The 18,774-nt window shown below is 42.5% G+C and carries 16 protein-coding genes; 7 read left to right on the forward strand and 9 right to left on the reverse strand.

Features of this window, described 5'->3' with window-relative positions; genetic code table 11:
- Positions 1-366: 366 nt before the first annotated feature.
- From GQS54_RS21475 to GQS54_RS21495, 5 genes are all read right to left on the reverse strand, one after another.
- Positions 367-1,710: a sorbosone dehydrogenase family protein gene (locus GQS54_RS21475; protein ID WP_166425969.1), complete on the reverse strand. Its 1,344-nt coding sequence runs from the start codon at positions 1,708-1,710 to the stop codon at positions 367-369.
- A 317-nt stretch (positions 1,711-2,027) separates the two neighbouring features.
- Positions 2,028-2,816 carry a transporter substrate-binding domain-containing protein gene (locus GQS54_RS21480; protein ID WP_166425970.1) on the reverse strand — a complete coding sequence of 263 codons (789 nt, stop codon included), beginning with the start codon at positions 2,814-2,816 and terminating at the stop codon, positions 2,028-2,030.
- Positions 2,817-2,955: 139 nt separating this feature from the next.
- Entirely contained in the window at positions 2,956-3,963 is a 1,008-nt protein-coding gene (locus GQS54_RS21485; protein ID WP_166425971.1) for an LLM class flavin-dependent oxidoreductase, read from the reverse strand.
- A 154-nt stretch (positions 3,964-4,117) separates the two neighbouring features.
- Positions 4,118-4,819, reverse strand: coding sequence for a dipeptidase PepE (pepE, locus tag GQS54_RS21490; RefSeq protein WP_166425972.1), 702 nt, complete (start codon positions 4,817-4,819; stop codon positions 4,118-4,120).
- Positions 4,820-4,946: 127 nt separating this feature from the next.
- The gene (locus GQS54_RS21495; protein WP_166425973.1) at positions 4,947-7,535 is read right to left on the reverse strand and encodes a TonB-dependent receptor; all 2,589 of its coding nucleotides are present in this window, start codon (positions 7,533-7,535) and stop codon (positions 4,947-4,949) included.
- A 327-nt stretch (positions 7,536-7,862) separates the two neighbouring features.
- Here GQS54_RS21495 and GQS54_RS21500 point away from each other — a divergent pair, with 327 nt between their 5' ends.
- The 4 genes from GQS54_RS21500 to GQS54_RS21515 are packed head-to-tail and all read left to right on the forward strand — an operon-like array spanning position 7,863 to position 11,864.
- Complete coding sequence (locus GQS54_RS21500; RefSeq protein WP_166425974.1) at positions 7,863-8,540, forward strand: histidine phosphatase family protein; 678 nt, start codon at positions 7,863-7,865, stop codon at positions 8,538-8,540.
- Between the two features lie 15 nt (positions 8,541-8,555).
- Positions 8,556-9,782 (forward strand): acyl-CoA dehydrogenase family protein, encoded by a 1,227-nt coding sequence (locus GQS54_RS21505; protein ID WP_166425975.1) that lies wholly within the window; start codon positions 8,556-8,558, stop codon positions 9,780-9,782.
- A gap of 14 nt (positions 9,783-9,796) precedes the next feature.
- Positions 9,797-10,831 (forward strand): phosphotransferase, encoded by a 1,035-nt coding sequence (locus GQS54_RS21510; protein WP_166425976.1) that lies wholly within the window; start codon positions 9,797-9,799, stop codon positions 10,829-10,831.
- 58 nt (positions 10,832-10,889) lie between these two features.
- Positions 10,890-11,864: an NADPH:quinone oxidoreductase family protein gene (locus tag GQS54_RS21515; protein ID WP_166425977.1), complete on the forward strand. Its 975-nt coding sequence runs from the start codon at positions 10,890-10,892 to the stop codon at positions 11,862-11,864.
- A 173-nt stretch (positions 11,865-12,037) separates the two neighbouring features.
- Here GQS54_RS21515 and GQS54_RS21520 read toward each other — a convergent pair whose 3' ends face one another.
- A complete protein-coding gene (locus GQS54_RS21520; RefSeq protein ID WP_166425978.1) occupies positions 12,038-12,433 on the reverse strand; it encodes a DUF3718 domain-containing protein in 396 nt (131 codons plus the stop codon).
- Positions 12,434-12,666: 233 nt separating this feature from the next.
- On the opposite strand from GQS54_RS21520, the gene GQS54_RS21525 reads away from it, so the two are divergent.
- Positions 12,667-12,837 carry a hypothetical protein gene (locus GQS54_RS21525; protein ID WP_166425979.1) on the forward strand — a complete coding sequence of 57 codons (171 nt, stop codon included), beginning with the start codon at positions 12,667-12,669 and terminating at the stop codon, positions 12,835-12,837.
- 33 nt (positions 12,838-12,870) lie between these two features.
- On the opposite strand, the gene GQS54_RS21530 is transcribed toward GQS54_RS21525, so the two are convergent.
- Complete coding sequence (locus tag GQS54_RS21530; protein ID WP_166425980.1) at positions 12,871-14,040, reverse strand: aspartyl/asparaginyl beta-hydroxylase domain-containing protein; 1,170 nt, start codon at positions 14,038-14,040, stop codon at positions 12,871-12,873.
- Positions 14,041-14,190: 150 nt separating this feature from the next.
- Between GQS54_RS21530 and GQS54_RS21535 the strand changes: the two genes are divergently transcribed.
- Positions 14,191-14,730 (forward strand): DUF924 family protein, encoded by a 540-nt coding sequence (locus GQS54_RS21535; protein WP_166425981.1) that lies wholly within the window; start codon positions 14,191-14,193, stop codon positions 14,728-14,730.
- A 105-nt stretch (positions 14,731-14,835) separates the two neighbouring features.
- Here the strand turns inward: GQS54_RS21535 and GQS54_RS21540 are convergent, their stop codons facing one another.
- On the reverse strand, positions 14,836-16,926 hold the full coding sequence (locus GQS54_RS21540) for a S9 family peptidase (RefSeq protein ID WP_166425982.1): 2,091 nt from the start codon (positions 16,924-16,926) through the stop codon (positions 14,836-14,838).
- Between the two features lie 388 nt (positions 16,927-17,314).
- Between GQS54_RS21540 and GQS54_RS21545 the strand changes: the two genes are divergently transcribed.
- On the forward strand, positions 17,315-17,599 hold the full coding sequence (locus tag GQS54_RS21545; RefSeq protein ID WP_166425983.1) for a YkgJ family cysteine cluster protein: 285 nt from the start codon (positions 17,315-17,317) through the stop codon (positions 17,597-17,599).
- 194 nt (positions 17,600-17,793) lie between these two features.
- On the opposite strand, the gene GQS54_RS21550 is transcribed toward GQS54_RS21545, so the two are convergent.
- Positions 17,794-18,339, reverse strand: coding sequence for a hypothetical protein (locus GQS54_RS21550; RefSeq protein WP_166425984.1), 546 nt, complete (start codon positions 18,337-18,339; stop codon positions 17,794-17,796).
- Positions 18,340-18,774 lie beyond the last annotated feature (435 nt).

Here is an 18,774-nt window from a genome sequence, read left to right on the forward strand (position 1 = left end):
CATTTGCTGTTACGCCACTGGATCTAAGAGGAAATCTTGCATGTATAAGACGAGATGCTCAGTGCTGTAATGCATACAATATCGGTTATTTAATTGCTAACACATATCCAAACGCTTCGCTTTTCTAGCTAACCAATACACTTGAAAATGACCTATTGCTAAATTTAATAGTAAAAGAATATACACAGCTATTGTTTAACAGCGATAAAATCGTACAAGCAAACAGTCGTAGTATTCAAGGTTTGTCACATAGCTGCAAATTCAGAATGAGTGACCGTAAAAGCTAGCGTAAAATGGCAGTCCAGCTGGTCACACCTTCCTGCCTTTTACTTTACTGCTATCAGATTAATCGAGAAAATATGCTAATTAATTTGGATTGTGCGTGATATAGGTACTGCTAGGGGAGACTCGCCAAATAATATTACCTACATCATCTGCGACCAATAAACTTCCGCTATGGTCTAACGCTAAACCGACTGGACGACCTTGGGCTTCATCATCTTTATTCAAGAAATCAATCAGAATATCCACAGGTTTGCCTATAGGCTGATAATTTTTAAATGGGACAAAAATCACTTTATATCCTGCTTTAGGAGTACGATTCCAAGATCCGTGCTGGCCGATAAACATACCTTCGCCTAATCCAGCTAAAGCATGCTTTCCTTCGGTGAAAAGCAATCCCAGTGATGCGGTATGTGCTCCTAGGGCATAGTCTGGCTTGATGGCTCGCTCAACCAATTCAGGTTCACGTTGCTCAACGCGGGTATCGATATTTTGCCCATAGTAACTGTAAGGCCAGCCATAAAATCCGTTTTCAAGTACTGATGTCATATAGTCAGGTACAAGATCATTACCGAGTTCGTCCCTTTCATTAACGACTGTCCAAAGCGTATCACCTGACCACGTCATACCAACGGGATTACGTAACCCCGAAGCGAATGTTCTATGTTTTGCTGTTGCTATATCAATCTCCCAAATCGCAGCTCGGCCTAATTCCGCATCAAAACCATTTTCAGCAATGTTGCTGTTTGAGCCGATAGATGCGTAAAGCTTGCGACCATCTTTACTGGCAATAATATTTTTTGTCCAATGATGGTTCAATTTCCCTGCGGGCAATTTTACTAGCTCAGTGGGCGCCTTGGTAATTTTGGTTTGCCCTTGTTGATAAGGGAAACTCACAATGGCATCGGTATTGGCTACATAAAGGGTGTTGCCCACTAATGCCATACCGAATGGAGAGTGTAAGTTTTCCAGAAAGGTCGTCTTGGTTTCAGCAACGCCGTCTTTATCGGCATCACGCAGTAACGTAATGCGATCGGCGCTTGGAGTACCTGCACCTGCTTTTGACATCACTTTTTGGGTTACCCATTGCTTTAGGCCTCCGTCTTCATCGTGCTTCTTGGGTTTATTACTTTCAGCAACCAATACATCACCATTGGGTAATGTATATAACCATCTTGGATGAACTAAATCTTGCGCAAAGCGACTTACCTGCATTGAAGTCGAGGGTGCTGTAGGCTTTTCACCCTGTAACCAACCAACGGCATTTGCAATATTAACATTTGGGATCAGTGACGAATCAGGCTCAACTAATGTTGGATCGCTACCAAATGTTATTGCAGGATCGAGTTTTGAGCTGTCAGAGCAGGCGCTCAGTCCGAGGACAGACAAGACCAGCAGGGCAATGGAGATTGAAGGTGTTTGTAACATGGTAGTTCCTTGAATAAACGGATATAGCACAGCAAAATTAAAAGCATTTATGATTTGCCACAATGTGGTCAATAACCTGATAGCGTGATTAAAATGTGCAAGCGTGAATTTAATTAGCTCTTAATTATCGATAGTTAATAGCAATAATTCTGCCAATTTTGAACGAGTATAAAGCTTGTTATATCAAATAGCACAAGGCGCGGTTTTTATGGCTTTGGCGATTTTGAATCGTCAAGTTGCCGAACACTTACACCGAAAAAATGACCTATGGTTGGTAAATTTTACCTAGCGTATTGTAATTTTCCGGCCGCTTAAAGCTATAAATTAGTCAAGTCAACGTGTTCGTCAAATATGTGATATTTTTTAACAAGTAGCGCGTATTCTGGCGATTCTAAAAAGTCTTTTAACGTCTGATTAAACTGATTTTTAAGCTCGGATTTTAAAAAACCAACTTGGTATGAGTTAGGCGCAAATATATTATGGATAGTCACCGCTTTTCTGCTAGCTGCAGGCTCTAATATAGCTTGCAGATCATTGAAAATATTGACGTCCATCACAACGACTGACACATGTCCGCCGAGTAGCATAGCAACCTGCTTTTTTTGGTCGGGTAGTTCAACATATAATGGCGCTTGTTTAGCGGCTAAAGCATATTCTGCGCCCAAATTTTTTGAAGCAGTTTGATATGCGGCAATGGCAAAGTGATTAAGATCCTTTGGTCGTTTTATGGCAATATTTTGAGATTGTAAACTTATGGCAACATTTTGATATTGAATGTAATTGTCAGTCAACTGCACTTGGTCACCCGCTAAAGTCTTGGTCAACGTGAGTGCCGCATCCACGTGACCACGCACTAGCATATCAACCGAACGTCCGTAGGGTACGTAAATAGGTTTAAACGCGTACCCCATATGAGAGAATATTTTGCGTACTAAATCTAATTCAAAACCACTATCGTCAGTAGAGTTTACATAAGGCGGTTTGCTCCAGCCAACTGCTACTTCAAGGGTCTGCTTGTCTTTGTTCGCCTGTACCTTTGAACACGCAAGAACTGATAATATTATTCCCCATAAGGCGAACTGCAATAGGTTAGGCTTGATACTCATGTTGTACTCTCAACTATGCTTAATAACGTCGCTACTCGTGACGACTGATTTTTCAGATTAATTCTTAATAAATCAAGGTTTTAGTTGAGTTTTGCTATGCTATTTAAAGCATCATAACAACATTAAATTACCTGAGTTTTTAAGATGCTTTGTACATTTTTTTGCTGTCAGCCAGAAGTTTTATACTGTGTAAACGCGCTTTTTGATCATGAATCGGAAATGAAAATATCACTTCATCAACCTGGCTATTTTCAATAAAGCGAGCCAACTGGCTATGAGCCGTTTCGGGCGAACCAACAATGGCGTACTGCAACGTATGTTCAATCATTGACAGTTCTGCCGGGCTGCACACCGCATTAATATCATCTACTGGTCTTGCGAAAGGTTTGTTCGCTCCTCGTCGTAGATTGGCAAATTGCTGCTGAAGCGAGGTGTACAAATATTTAGCTTCATCATCAGTATCGGCAATTACAGCCATTACGCCAGCCATAGTGTAGGGCTGGGCTAATTGAGCGGAGGGTTTAAACTGACTGCGATAGATATTGAGCGCATCGAACAAAGCATCAGGGGCAAAATGTGAGGCAAAAGAGTAGGGCAGTCCGAACTGCGCTGCTAGTTGTGCGCTGTATAAGCTCGAGCCAAGTAACCAAATTGGCACGTGACTATCGTTACCTGGCACAGCGAGTATAGTCTGTTCTTCACTGGGCGTGCCTAAATAGCGCTGTAATGTACGCACATCATTCGGGTAATCTTCAACACCTGCTTGCATATTGCGTCTAAGCGCTCTGGCTGTAGCCATATCAGTGCCGGGGGCACGACCTAAACCCAAATCAACTCTGTCAGGAAAAAGCGCAGCCAAGGTACCAAATTGCTCAGCGATAATTAAAGGTGAGTGATTTGGTAACATGATGCCACCGGAACCAATACGTATTTTATGGGTGGCGGCTCCAATATGACCCAGCACAACGGCTGTGGCTGAGCTACCTACACCGCGCATGCCATGGTGTTCGGCCAACCAGACTCGGTTGTAACCTAATTTTTCGGCATGAACAGCCAGTTGCCGGCTATTTTCTAACGTTTGTGAAATGCTGTGACCTTGGGCGATGGGAACCAAATCTAAAATGGAAAAAGGTGTCGAGGCTGTCATGGATAAATGTCCTTAAATACGACTGATAAAAATATGTGGGGGTGACAGCAATGGATTGCAAGTGCTTTTCGCCTCTACTAAATATTCGCATTATGTCTATTAATCATCAATAACCAGCAAAGCTTTAAACGCAGCTTTACTGGATATTTGTTGCTTATTTTAGGGTTAAGTAGGTACTTAAATTTTGGCCAGGCGAAATCACGCTTTGGTTGCCCTTTTCAAATACAACCGCGGATAAATCTCCTTGCAACGTTAGGGTATTTCCCTTGCGCACAAGTGCAGTGCCTTCTCTTAAACCAATCACAGGCATACTTGGATTGAGAACACAAAACTCTGTAATACGTTGGGCGCGTGTTTCGCCGTTATGCCCAGGAGGTTGATAATCACTGTAATGAGGATTGAGCTGAAAAGGCACCAGATGTAATGCATTAAATGAAGGCGGAAATATGATCGGCATATCGTTGGTGGTCCGGATTGAATGACCACATATGTTTGCTCCAGCACTCCAGCCTACATAAGGCTTGTCATTTCTTACTTGTTCTTGAATGCATTCAATTAAATTATTGCTGTATAACTGGTGTAATAAATGAAAAGTATTGCCGCCCCCGACAATGATGGCATCGGCTTGAGCTAAGGCTATGTAGGGATCGACATGAGCTTCAATACCGCTAATAGCTAATTTAGGGAGAGCTGCCTGCACTTTAGCTGTGTAACTCGGCCAGTCGATAGTCACGCCAGCATAAGGAATAAAAACGATATTTTTGCAATCAGCCAAGTGGCTTTCAATCATCTGCCTAGCGTGAGCTAGATATTCTTCATCTCCCGCTCTGGAGCTGCTTAACATCAATAAATTCACAACGCTTCCTTCTAAAGGTTCAAACACAGAATGTGCAGGAATGATAACAAGTCGTTAACTAACTTGATAACCGAAAAATAGACAATAAAAAGCCGACTTGCGTCGGCTATTGACGTTGACGTCTTGTTTAAAAACGTTTTTTCAACGTAATGCCATACGTAGCAGGCTCAGCCATATAAGCGTTAAGTTTGCCTTCTTGTAACGGCGTATTGAAGTTTGTACGGTTAATGTACTCTTCATCTAACACGTTTCGGCCCCATAAAATAACGTCCATATCGTATTCAGTGAAATTCATGAACAAACGTAGATTCAAGATATTGTAAGAGTCTTGAACCGCATATGGGTCGTTACTACCATCGAGAATGACATCGCCTGTGTAACTAAATTCACCTTGAATGTAAGCGTAGATGCTGTCACTTAATTCAAAGTCTTTCTTAACACTCAATACTGCATAGTTTTCAGGCTCACCCCCTGGGCGGTCTCCTGAACGATCACAGAAATTATCCGTAGGATTAACTCGGCCTGGGTCGTCAATACCTGTGTGCCATGTATAAGCGGTCCAACAATTCCCCGCTTCAAAGGTTTTATATTCCGCATTAACCAGAGCGTAACCAAAATGTACTTCGACCGATTCAACTGGCAACCATGTTGCTTCTAGCTCCATACCTGAAATTTCATAATCGCCGGCATTTTGCAGATTAAAACCATTACCAGTAAACGTGTTTGCCTGAAAGTCATCCACAGTGGTGTAGTGCGCTGCAGCATTGACACGCAAGTTTTGTTCGCGGAAATCCTTCTTAACACCTAGTTCAAATGATTGAGATGTTTCAGCATCAAAAATTGGATTGAAACCAACAGCAATACGATCGGTGTTAGTTCCACCAGATTTGTAGCCATTGCCATATGATGCATACAGTAAGGTATCGCTATCAGCCTGATAACTGAGTTTTAACGTGCCGCTAATTTGATCATCGCTTAGGCTTTCTTGAATATTACTTCGTGGACTGGTTGTAGTGCCAAGTAGGGGAAAAGCCCAACCTGCTTCACTAAAACCTTGAAAATTAACCAAGGTAGCTTGACCTGCCGCGGTGGTCAAATCTATGGCTCCTGCTGCTATTCCGCCCGCTGTGGTTAACGCCGCGACCAAATCAACAGGGGTGTTGCCCGCTAAACCATTAATGTCCGGTCCAACCTCGGTAAACACCGTCAGTAAGTCTTTTTTCTCTTTGGTGAAACGCAAACCAGCAGTAAGGGTAAATTCATCGCTTAATTTATAATCGAACTGTCCAAATATCGCATAGCTCTTGTGTTCCTGTTCCGCAACATGGTTAAAGCCAGTGCCCGCAGGAGCACCCGCTGCCCGAGGAGCTATGAGTCCCACTGATGCCAAACCATCGATACCCCCCAATAAACTACTAAATGAGCCTGCTACGCCTGTTAATGCATCCACATTTTGGCCTAGCACCCCAAGTGCAAAACCGTCAAAAATAGTATCTGTGTATAAGCTGTATTCAAGATCTAGGTCTTGGGTAAAGTAGTAAGCACCCAGAATAAAGTTAAGATCTTCGCTGGTGTAATCTAAACGAAATTCTTGTGAAAACGAGTTTTGTTGTGAATCGTTACTGGTGCCGAAAAGATCAGCATCGGTGAAGTCACTATCTATATTGTCGTACGAATCGAATGCGCGATAGGCTGATATTGAGACAAAGGTATAGTTTTCATCTAAATCCCAATCGAATTCAGCGGAGATCCCACGGTCTTTCATCGTCGCTACAGGTAAAAACGAGACTGCTACTTCACGGTCGTAGAATGCCTCACCACCAGGAAAACGAGTGCCTCCTAATTGGTTGATTGCGGCGTCAGTGCCAAATTTACCCGGTATTTCGTTGGCTTCAAAATTGCTCAATTGTACTGGTGCACCACAACATATTTCGTCTATCTCGGCGTAATCAGCAATAATCCGCAAAGACATGTCTTCATTTGGTGTATATAGCGCTTGCAAGCGACCGCCAAAACGATCTCGATCGTTTAGAGTGTCTTCACCTAGGTTAACGTCGCTTATAGTGCCGTCACGATTACTTGAGAAGCCAGTAGCGCGAAATGCCAACACATCGTCAATTGCTGATACCGACATTGCCCCAGATAAATTCACCAAGCCGTAATTACCTACAGTTGCTTCAACAAAACCATCACCGCCGCCATGACTTGGTGCTACAGTCGATATTAAAATGGCGCCTGAGGGGGTATTTTTACCGAATAAAGTACCTTGAGGCCCGCGCAGCACTTCAACAGCAGCCACATCTACCAAGTTGTTAATCATGGAGTTTTGGCGCGCTCTGTAAACGCCGTCAACGTATAAGCCTACTGAAGATTCTAAACCAAAGTTTTGTGAAGACGTGCCCACACCTCGAATTGAGAAACTGGAGTTGGTGGCACTTTGACTCTGAAACGCACCTAAGCCTGGGACATTGGTTTGCAGATCGTACATATCTTTTATGACTGCTTCAGCCATAGCTTCGCCACTAAAGGCGGTAACCGATACAGGCACTTCTTGAAGATTTTGCGCACGTTTTTGCGCGGTAACAGTGATAGTTTCTAACCCTTTCTCTTCAGGCGTTTTCTCTTGAGCTAAAGAGAATCCACTGTTAAGGGCAAGACTCAAGGTAATTAATGATGCTAATGGGGAGCGTTTTAAACGATTGGGTAACTTAGGCATTATTATACTTCTCTTCATGTGTTAGCTGAGGCCCTTACACTTTATTATTTGAATTTTGACATCAGTAAGGGCTACGGGACCCAACACATTGCAAATAATGCAACTAGTCGGATGAGCATAAGAGTGCAAGTTTTCTAGTTAAAAGTAAATGCTACGTTAGTAAAATGTTAATCCTTTTTCTGTTGTTATTAATAGCGCGCAACCCTCGTCCTTCTTACCTTTGTCATAGACATAATGTTAATCAATACAAAACCATTAAAATAATCAATTAAACTAATAGTAGCTTTATCTCTACTATCATTTTCAGATTTAAACTGAGGTGGTTACATGTCAGAGTTTTATATTGTACGTCACGGACAAGCATCTTTTGGTGCAGATAATTACGACAAGTTGAGCCCATTGGGCCATCAGCAATCCGATTGGTTGGGTGAGTATCTTGCTGAGCGTAATCTTGAGTTTAGCCAATTGTGGTTAGGTGAAATGGTTCGTCATCAAGAAACGGCCAGCGGTATTCTTCGGGGCTTGAATACTGATTTGGAAACGGTAACCCATAGCGGATTAAATGAGTTTGATTTTCAAAATATTGCGACTGCGTACTTAACCGATCATCCCAAGGATGCTGTGCAAAAAGGCGCGCCACCGGCAGAGTTTTACCGATTGCTTAAAAAGGCGATGGGAGCTTGGTCGAATGAGCAGTTAGACCCCAGCATGTTAAAAGAAACGTGGGGAGAGTTTCGCCAACGTGTGTTTGCTGTGCTCAGTGCAATGCGCAAGGAGACTCATGATAAGCCCATTCTTTTGGTTAGTTCAGGTGGGGCTATATCTATGTTGATGAGCATAGTACTTGAGCTTGATGCCAAACATGTGATTGAACTTAACATGCAAGTTCGTAACGCCAGTTACAGTCATTTCTTTTTTAATCGCGATACTGTGCGGTTAAGTAGCTTTAATAATGTACCGCATCTCGATTTACCCGAGCGTGTTGGTGCTGTCACGTTTAGTTAAATGGAATAAAATACTATGAACTTCGATTATTCAGAGAAAACACAAGATCTTATTGCTCGTTTAGAAGCCTTTATGGATGAGCACATTTACCCAAATGAGAAACAATATTTAGCCGATGTACAAGCCGCTAGCGCTAATCCAGAAACACGTTGGAAAACATTACCCTTAATAGAAGAGTTAAAAGAGAAAGCGAAAGCCGCCGGCTTGTGGAATCTGTTTTTACCTGAAGAATATCTACCTTACGGTGCAGGTTTGAACAACCTAGAGTATGCGCCTTTATGTGAAATTATGGGTCGTGTTATGTTCAGCTCTGAAGTGTTTAACTGCAGTGCGCCCGATACGGGCAATATGGAAGTATTAGCACGATATGGTTCTGAGGAAGACAAGAAAAAGTGGTTAGAGCCGTTACTTGAAGGCAAGGTACGTTCAGGTTTTGCTATGACTGAGCCAGCTGTTGCGTCTTCAGATGCTACCAATATTGAAACTTCTATTGTGCGTGACGGTGATGAATACGTTATAAACGGACGTAAATGGTATACCAGCGGTGCTATGAACGAAGATTGTAAAGTTCTGGTCGTCATGGGTAAAACAGATCCATCTGCTCCTCGTCATGAACAGCAATCACAGGTGCTTGTGCCTATTGATACAAAAGGTGTGACGGTTGTACGTCCATTAAGTGCAATGGGCTTTTATGATGAACCCGTAGGACACGCCGAAGTGCTGTTTGAAAATGTTCGTGTACCAGCCTCCAGTTTATTAATTGGTGAAGGCAAAGGGTTTGAAATTGCGCAAGGTCGCTTAGGACCAGGACGGATTCACCACTGTATGCGGTTGATTGGTTGTGCCCAACGTGCGCTAGATTTAGCCTGTGAAAGAGTTGAATCTCGGGTAGCTTTTGGCCAGCCATTGAGCAAACAACAATCTGTACGAGAAAGCATCGCGAAAATGCACTGTCAAATTGAACAAGCGCGTTTATTAACACTTAAAGCCGCTGACAAGATGGATCGTTACGGCAATAAAGTAGCGCGCGATATCATCGCCGCAATCAAAATTGTTGCACCGACTATGGCATGTAACGTTATCGATGAAGCCATTCAAATGCATGGTGCGGCCGGTACTAGCCAAGACTTTATTTTAGCTGGTAGCTACGCGTATGCGCGTACAATCCGCTTAGCAGACGGTCCGGATCAAGTGCATATGATGCAACTTGGACGTAACCTTATAAAAGATTACAACGCATAATTGGAGTGTAAGCGATGAGTAAGCAAAGCGGTGTAGAACAGTTAGACGAAGAACGCCTAGCCACCTATTTAGCTGAACATATTGCCGGTTTTAGTGGTCCGGTAACGGCCACTAAGTTTGCAGGCGGGCAGTCAAACCCCACCTTCAAATTAGAAACTGCGAATGCAACTTACGTGTTGCGTCGCCAACCACCGGGTAAATTGTTGAAGTCAGCCCATGCGGTTGACCGTGAATATCGAGTGATAAAGGCATTGGAGAATACAGATGTTCCGGTAGCCAAGGTTTATCATCTTTGTGAAGACGTTGATGTGATTGGTAGTATGTTTTATGTCATGGAGTTTATGGACGGAAACGTATACTGGGATAGCTCGTTACCTGAAATCAGTGATAATAAAACTCGCAGCATCATGTATCAAAATATGGCTAAAGTCATGGCCACGATGCACAGTGTCGATATCGACGCAGTCGGTCTTGGGGACTATGGTAAACCGGGTAACTACTTCGAGCGGCAAATCAGTCGCTGGACCAAGCAGTATCGCCTGTCTGAGACCCATGAAATTCCAGAGATGGATCAGCTTATTAGTTGGCTTGAAAAAAATATTCCTGAAGAAGATGGCAAAGTCTCGTTGGTTCATGGTGATTACCGTATGGACAATCTGATGTTTGCCAAAGACTCGTCTGACATTATTGCCGTGCTTGATTGGGAATTATCAACCCTTGGTCATCCTTACGCAGATTTAGCTTATCAATGTATGCAATTGCGCTTACCTGATAATGTTGGAAAAGCAACAGGTTTAGGAGATGTTGACAGGGCTGCATTGGGGATCCCCAGCGAAGAAGAATATGTAGCTGAGTATTGCAAATTGGTGGGTATTGACTCAATAGAGAATTGGAACTTCTATTTAGCGTTTAGCTTTTTCAGGCTTGGTGCTATTGCACAAGGTGTGGCAAAACGAGCTGTTGACGGTAATGCATCAAACAAGCAAGCGCTGCAAGTGGGCAAACTAGTTCAGCCTCTGGCGCAATACGCGTTAAAGATCTTGCAATAATCAGAATTTAATCGCGCCCCTGGTAATAGGGGCGCTGCGACAAATAACGGAGTGAATAATGAAAGCCATCGTTTGTAACGCTTTTGGTCCCGTAGAGAATTTAGAATATAAAGAAGTAGCCGACCCTAAGGCCGGTAAAGGGCAAGTTGTCGTTGATATTAAGGCTTGTGGGGTAAACTTTCCCGATGGCTTAATTGTGCAAGGCTTATATCAAATGAAGCCCGAAGTGCCTTTTATACCAGGAAATGAAGTGGCTGGCGTTATCGTTGAGCTAGGTGAGGGCGTGAAGCACCTTAAAGTTGGCCAGCGCGTTATCGCACTGTGTATGCTTGGCGGGTACGCTGAAAAAGTAGCGTGCGCGGCGACGCATGTTATGCCTATACCTGATGAAATTTCTTTCGATGAAGCCGCAGGACTTGTCACGGCGCACGCGACAGCTCATCATGGCTTAAAGCAGCGAGCGAATATTCAACCAGGCGAGACATTATTAGTGACAGGTGCCGCAGGCGGTACTGGTCTAGCGGCGGTACAAATTGGCAAACAAATGGGGGCAACTGTTATCGCTGTTTGTTCTACCCAAGAAAAACTCGATATGGCCAAAGCAAACGGGGCCGATATATTAATCAATTACTCTGAAGTGGACCTTAAAACAGCCATTAAAGAAGTGACCAACGGCAAAGGCGTAGACGTGGTTTATGAGTGTGTTGGTGGTGACGCATTCAATGCTTGCTCACGCAGTATGGCTTGGAACGGTCGTTTGTTAGTAGTTGGATTTGCTGGTGGGACTATTCCTGAGTTTCCAGTGAACTTGGCCTTGGTAAAAGGGTATGCAGTGATTGGCGTTTTCTGGGGCTCATTCACCCAGCACCAGCCGCAAGATTTTGCACAAAATATGCGTGAATTGCTCACATGGTATGTGCAAGGTAAAGTAAAAGTGGTGGTAGATGAAGCACTCCCATTAGCGCAAGCTAAAGACGCTTTGAATAAAGTGATGGGACGTGAAGTCAAAGGGAAAATGTCTCTAAATCCCTAGCTTTAAGCGTGATTAATAATACAAATAAAAACGGGCCTCAATTGAGGCCCGTTTTTTATATGGTGCGTGTTGAACAACCAAATTTAGCATTGTTTTTTTACTTGCGTCAGTTCAAAAAGGCTTGATAAAAGCTGGTTGCCAACACGCGAAAGCACTATATCTATTTGTAGCCGCTATATACGGTCGTTCAATACCGCAACGATAGGTGAACTCGTTAAGCCATTTTCAGAGGCCCAAGTCACAACCGTTTTACCGTCTTGCTCTGGTGAGCTTAAATCACTTTTTGGCATTTTTTTGACCATCAAAGTACCGGTTTCTACGGCGTCATTTAACATAGCCGTGCGAATTAAACTGTTGCCGCCGCAGCTAATACCTGCATAATAATCTTGCAATTTAAGGCGGTAATCTGACTGAACACGTTTCATCTTTTTACGCAGCTCGTCTTTATCATCGGCTTTTACTATGGTGCAAATGTTCTGTAAAGCTTCGGCAACATCAGCTTGAGCTGGTGTTGTAACAACAATAGATGTAACGGCGATGGCGATAGAAGCTTTAACAATTTTCAACATGTTTAATTCCTCAGGTCTTATGGACGTTTTAATCTTGTTTCAATGATGTTATTAAAGCCCATTTAACTTGTTAAAAAAATCTACAGGCTGATACTATGGTATAAAGCTTAATACCTAAGATGAATATTCGCATAGTTAAGATGGCAACACTTTGTTGCAGTTTGCTCCTCGTTTTAAAGTCGATTGGCTGCTTTACTTTATTGATTAGTGTGGTGTTTTATTAAGGAAATGTCTTGAGATTAATATATAGAGTGTTGTTATCAATCGTTGTTATTATTGCCGCATTGCTGTGTTATTCAGCGGGCAATATGACTGGCGTTACTATGTTTATAGTACTCGGATTTATGCTTGAATTTGCACTTTGGTTCGGTCTTGGTAAGATTTTCAGGCGAAGAGCGAGTTAACAAGGTTTACTTGCTAACTCGTTGTTTGAAAATTTATCCTTGCTCTGAAAATTCGTCTACGGCGACAAGCATGTCTGTGATCAAACGCTTTTCATCTTCGCTCAATTCCGGTCGCCAAATATCAAATAGTAATACCACACGTTCCTGTTGGCTATTATTCCAAGCTTCGTGCTCTATGCTGTCGTCGAATATTAAAGCTTTTCCTTCTTCCCATTGACGAGTTTCGCTGCCTACCCGAAGGCCACCGCAATTCTTTGGCACTATGATCGGTAAATGGCATATCAAGCGCGTGTTTAACAAACCATGATGCGGCGGTATTTTTACCCCCGCTTTCAATTTTGAAAACAGTGCCACGGGAGTTTGGCCAGCAATATATGGTAAAGGCGCTGCATCAAGTGCTTGCTTGGTGTGGGGACATTGTTCAGCAATAGAGTCATTTAGTGCGCCATAATGCCAAAGATAGGCTGCTGACCAGTTTAAACTATCCACAATATCTAAATGCTTAACAAAATTTGGCTCAGTACTATTGCTGTCTAGGTAAGGTGAGAACTGCTCTTGGCCGCTTAGCATTTGCTGTAGCTCAAATTTGATTGCAGGGGTTTTGCTTTCTATTGTATTTAACCAAGGAAATTCACTGCGCTCAAAAAAAGCCCTTTGGGGTAAACCAGGAAAGTAGAAACGCGTGGGCTGCTGAAGATAAATCTCTTTTTTACCAAAGCTGATATCTAATGCTTCGTCAAATCGCTTGCTTATTTTTCCTCGCTCATAACCCTTCTTAATCAATGCACTTAGCAGGTAATCGCTGTATTGATCATCATATTTTTCGCGTAGTGTTATACCTCGTTGCAAGCCACGTACAATTTCATCAGGAAGGTTCTGCTGCTTGCTGGTCAACTGAATCGCTGCTTCATAAAACGATAACGCCATGCGCTCTTGCTTGTTATAAACCAGCTGGTCTGCTTTAAAAATTATTACTTTTATGTTTTTGGGTTCTTGTTCCAACACTTTATCAATAGCAGCAATCGATGCAGTAAAGTCATCGAGGTTGGAGCAAGCAAACGCCAAGCCAAACCATGCATGGGTTAGGGTGGGGTGATCGTCGCATAAGGACGCAAACAGTGATTTAGCTTGGGGCATATTGCCCTGTTGAAGCGTTTGAATGGCCGATTGTAATCTGTTTTGTGCTGTTGACTGAGCGTGCATTGGATATTCCTTATTATTATCGTGTTACGCTACTGTTTTGGCTAATAAAAAACAAGTTGTACAAGCGCGATCAATGTTCATTCTAGGTATTGTGTTCATTCATTAATCAATAATTGAAGATATAAAGCCGCCGAAACGAGGAGCCGTAAGATGGACTATCAACAGATTATCAAATTTTGGTTTACCGAGATTACGCCAGCCCAATGGTGGGAAAAAAGCACTGACTTTGATCAGATGTTAAGTAATCGATTTGGAGAAATACATCGGAAAGTTGTTAAATGCGAGCAGTGTCACTGGCGAGAAGCCGCGTTAGGGCGTTTGGCCGAAATTATTGTGATTGATCAATTTTCGCGCAATATTTACCGTGATAAGCCAAAGGCGTTTCAGCATGATCCGCTCGCGGTAGCGTTAGCGCAAGAAGCCGTTGCGATTGGTGCTGATTACGATTTAACTGAGTCACAACGCAACTTTATGTATATGCCTTTTATGCACAGCGAATCGTTGATTGTACATCATCAAGCTCAAGCGTTATTTGCGGATAAGGCCAGTGACTCAACCTATCAGTTTGAATTGAAACATCTGGCAATTATTGAAAGATTTGGTCGCTATCCTCATCGAAATAGTATTCTTCAAAGAGAATCAACCCAAGAAGAACTCGCATTTTTAGAGCAGCCAGGTTCTAGCTTTTAAGGGTAATAATAACGCATTAATCATTCGCATATAATGGATCAACTTGCGTGCTGAACCTAACTTAACAAAGCAGGTTCAGCGCGCAATAATGTGTAGCGAGCAAGGTTATTTTGCTACGCTGCTATCATGCTCAATTGACTTATTCGTGCGATGTTTATCAAACCACCACATGATGTAACCCACTTTCGACATAAGATTACTTGGGCGTTTATAAATACTATGAGACGCGCCGGGTATACGTACCATTGCTGATTCAACACCTTGCAATTTTAAGGCTTGGTAGTATTGCTCGGTTTCAGATATTGGAGTGCGATGATCTGATTCACCTGTTAGCAGCATAGTGGGGGTCGTCACATTGCCCACATAACTAATAGGTGAGTGCTTCATATATAAGTCTTGTGCTTCCCACGGTTTTTTACCGAACCAATTTTTATAGAAGAACGGATAGAAGTCTGACGTTAATACAAAGCTGTACCAATTTATAACGGGTTTGGCGACCACAGCCGCAGCGAAACGCTCAGTGTGACCTACAATCCAAGCGGTCAATGTGCCGCCACCCGAACCGCCAGTAACAAATAAATTTTTATCATCAATTGAGCCTTGAGCGATAACAGTGTCCACGGTAGACATCAAATCGTCGTAATCTTGGCTTGGATAATTTTTATCTATGGTTTGGGCAAAGGCTTTACCATAGCTGTCGCTGCCCCGAGGATTGGCATAAACGACGACATATCCTTGGGCGGCCATTAACTGAATTTCTGCAGAAAAGTGTGGTCCATAATTAGCTACTGGGCCTCCGTGTATTTCAAGAATAAGTGGGTAGCGCTTACCTTGTTTCTTACCTTCCTCGAACCCCGGTGGGTAGGCGACCCATGCTTGAATAGGCATGTCGTCAAAGGATGATGTTAGGTTTAGCTCTTTTATGTTGGCAAGATCTTTATAGCCAAGGGCATCTTCATTCAACTGTGTGAGCACATTTGGTTGCTCACCTTTTTGAATAGCGATATCAGCAGGGCGTTGAGGGTCGGAATAAGTAAACGCCACGGTACCGTCTTTGGCTACATCGAACGCACCTCCAGAATAAGGGCGACCAAATGAAAGGCCACCGACTTTTTCTGCAACAACTTTTCGCTTACCTTTAAGTGGCTGATAGGCTACATAGGTTTCGCCTTTGTCGTCATAACTGACGTACAAGCCTTTACTATCATGGGCCCACTTAACATTGCCAATAGATCGATCAAAATCATTAGTAAGAGAGCGGCTAACACCACCGTTTGCATCAATCACGTACAACTGAGTGTTTTCATAATTGGTATATTTTTCATCGTATCCTAAATAGGCAATCAATTTACCATCTGGCGAGACCACTGGACTATTGTCTGGGCCAATTCGATCAGTCAGTTGTAACATTTCACCACTTGCGATATCGACCCGGTAGACATTGTTATCGGTGAGTTCTAAATCGCTATCAGGGCGCCGATTCGCCGAGAATACAACCGCTTTGCTGTCACTACTCCAGCTGATATTACCGCCGTGGTCAAACTCGCCTTGTGTGAGTTGCCTGGGTGTACCGCCATCTGCAGAGACAACAAATATCTGACTGTTACCTGCAGGTATATAACCAGCACCATCGGCCCGATAAAAAAGGTCATCAATGTAAATAGCTGAATCGGCCCATTTTGCGCCTTCTGGCTTTCCTTTTAGACTGACAGGTGACTTGGGGGTACCTTTAACGAATTGACTAAATGCCAGTCTTTTGCCATCTGGTGACCAACTTAGATTAGACGGCGAGCCACTTAAATGAGTTATTTGCCCTGTTTGTCCACTGATTAACCACTTTATATGCACCTGAGGTGCGCCGCTTGCGGTTGAAATAAATGCCAATTTAGTTTCATCTGGCGATAGAGTAGGGCTAAAGTCTGCGTGCAATCCATTGGTAACGGGCGTCATCACTCTGTCTTTGGTGACTTTCCAGATATTCCCCAGTTTTTTATCGCTTTGTATATCCATATAATTACGTACGAAGTAAACGGCTTTGCCATCATTGGTAATATCGAGTCCAGAGGCGTATTCCAACGTGAAAATATCTTCTAGTTTGAGTGTTTTGTCTGCTGAATCAGCAAAAGCATAGGGCATACTGAGTGCGATGGGTGTTGTCAGCAGCGTTAATACAATAGCTTTTTTAATCTTGTTCATATGTGTGTTCCCTGTCATTTCTATTTTGTATTTATTTTATTTACGGATTCAAATTAACACAGGCAAGGCAATCAATAATACCCAATGAGACGGATGGCAAATCTAGCAGGTTAATTGCCTACTTTTAGTCTCTGTTTCAATCGATGCCAACGAATAATATTTTGAGTCGCTTATAAGATAATACTCAACTGCTAATTTTAGTAAGTCATATTTATGCCCTAAATAGCCTGTGTTGATATTTTCTACGAGATAGTGAGGCGCTACTAGAGCAACACATAAAAGAAAAACAGACTGTATTTTACCGCGTCTGTTCTTAAGTAAATAGTGTAAGATCTGGTTAATTAGCCGGGAAAAATACGGTATTGAACAAATGATATTAGGGCAGAGTGTGACAATAGATGTAATCAACCTACCGACCAGTGATGCAGTAACTTGTGCGACCTGCAGGGCGAATTGTTGTCGCCTTGAGGTCATGCTCATTACCGAAACCGGTGTGCCCGAAAAATTTATTGCAGAGGATGATTGGGGCGGACAAGTGATGCATCGTTTAGAAGATGGCTGGTGCGCAGCTGTTGATAGAGAAACCATGCTGTGTACTATTTATGAAAACCGCCCGTTAATTTGCCGCGAATTTGAGATGGGCGGTTTTGAATGCCTCGATGAGCGTACATAACGAGTAGATATAGAGTGCGGTCATCCCGTGCAAAGTTTCTTGGAGAAAATCAGAGGTTGTCTGCCTATATTCGTCTTGTGTTTTCAGCGCCTCATTTAATGTAATGCACGTTGAGCTATTAGGCAATATCGTGTGTCTTTGCTACCTAAACCTGCTTTAATATCAATTCCAATAAATATTTGCTGAATGGGTAACTATTTGCTGGAGATGGTATAAGAACGTTTCACTTTACGAAATGCCCATAAATAAATAGGGCGAATAAACTGATGCGTCAAAAAAGCCAAAAATGCGAATATTGAGCCAAATATCATTGGCAGTGCGGCACCAAACCCAATACTGGACACAACAACGTATGCAAGTAAATATTGTGGTTGGTATATCGGATAAAATAGCGCGACGCACAGAATAATCGGTAAGGCAATTGTCGATACCACTGATTCAAATCCAGAGAAAAATAGCCACGCCATGGTCGCCGCATATAAACCAGTAAGCGCAATTTGTAGCCAAATTTTTAACGGAAATACGTTACCCTGTTTTTTGCGAATAAGAGTACCAGTTAACCAAGCCAAAACAGGCAAAATTAGTAGACCCCATAGGTTTGATATTGCAGGAAGGTCTGGGTCGGCAAAAAAATGATGAGCCTCAATGCCTGTAGTCAGATATTGATAGCAAAGGTGTATAGCAGTAAACGCCGTTACCAGCAAAGTGACTAAAATACGTGAATCGCCTAATAGAAACATAAGTATTACCAAAACTTCGTGAGGTCTTTAATAGTAAGTTAATCACACATGTGTGGACAGTAATTAAACATAAGTAAATATTTCACATACTAATGATGGGATAAGTGCCAATTGTAGGCCTTTGCCATTGGCTTTACGCGCATCATAAGTTCCCATCTTTGCGGATTGCAAACTAACTCATTAAGTTACTCTGATTTAAACTGGCTATATGAGAAATTAGATATAATGACATTAGGCCAAAATGCCTATCTCGCTTTCGATTATTACGCTTTGTTTGGCCTCACTTTACTTTTCTCAAAAACGCTAAGTTATTAACTTATCTCTGGCAAATATTTTTCACATGGTTTTTAATATGAATTCATACGTAGGATCTTAAGGAAATTAGGGGTTGAATGCATGTTCTAAATCTGATCAGATGTTTATCGCCAAACAAAC

Origin of the sequence: Paraglaciecola sp. 20A4 (genome assembly GCF_011378905.1) — a bacterium.
Lineage (GTDB): Bacteria > Pseudomonadota > Gammaproteobacteria > Enterobacterales > Alteromonadaceae > Paraglaciecola.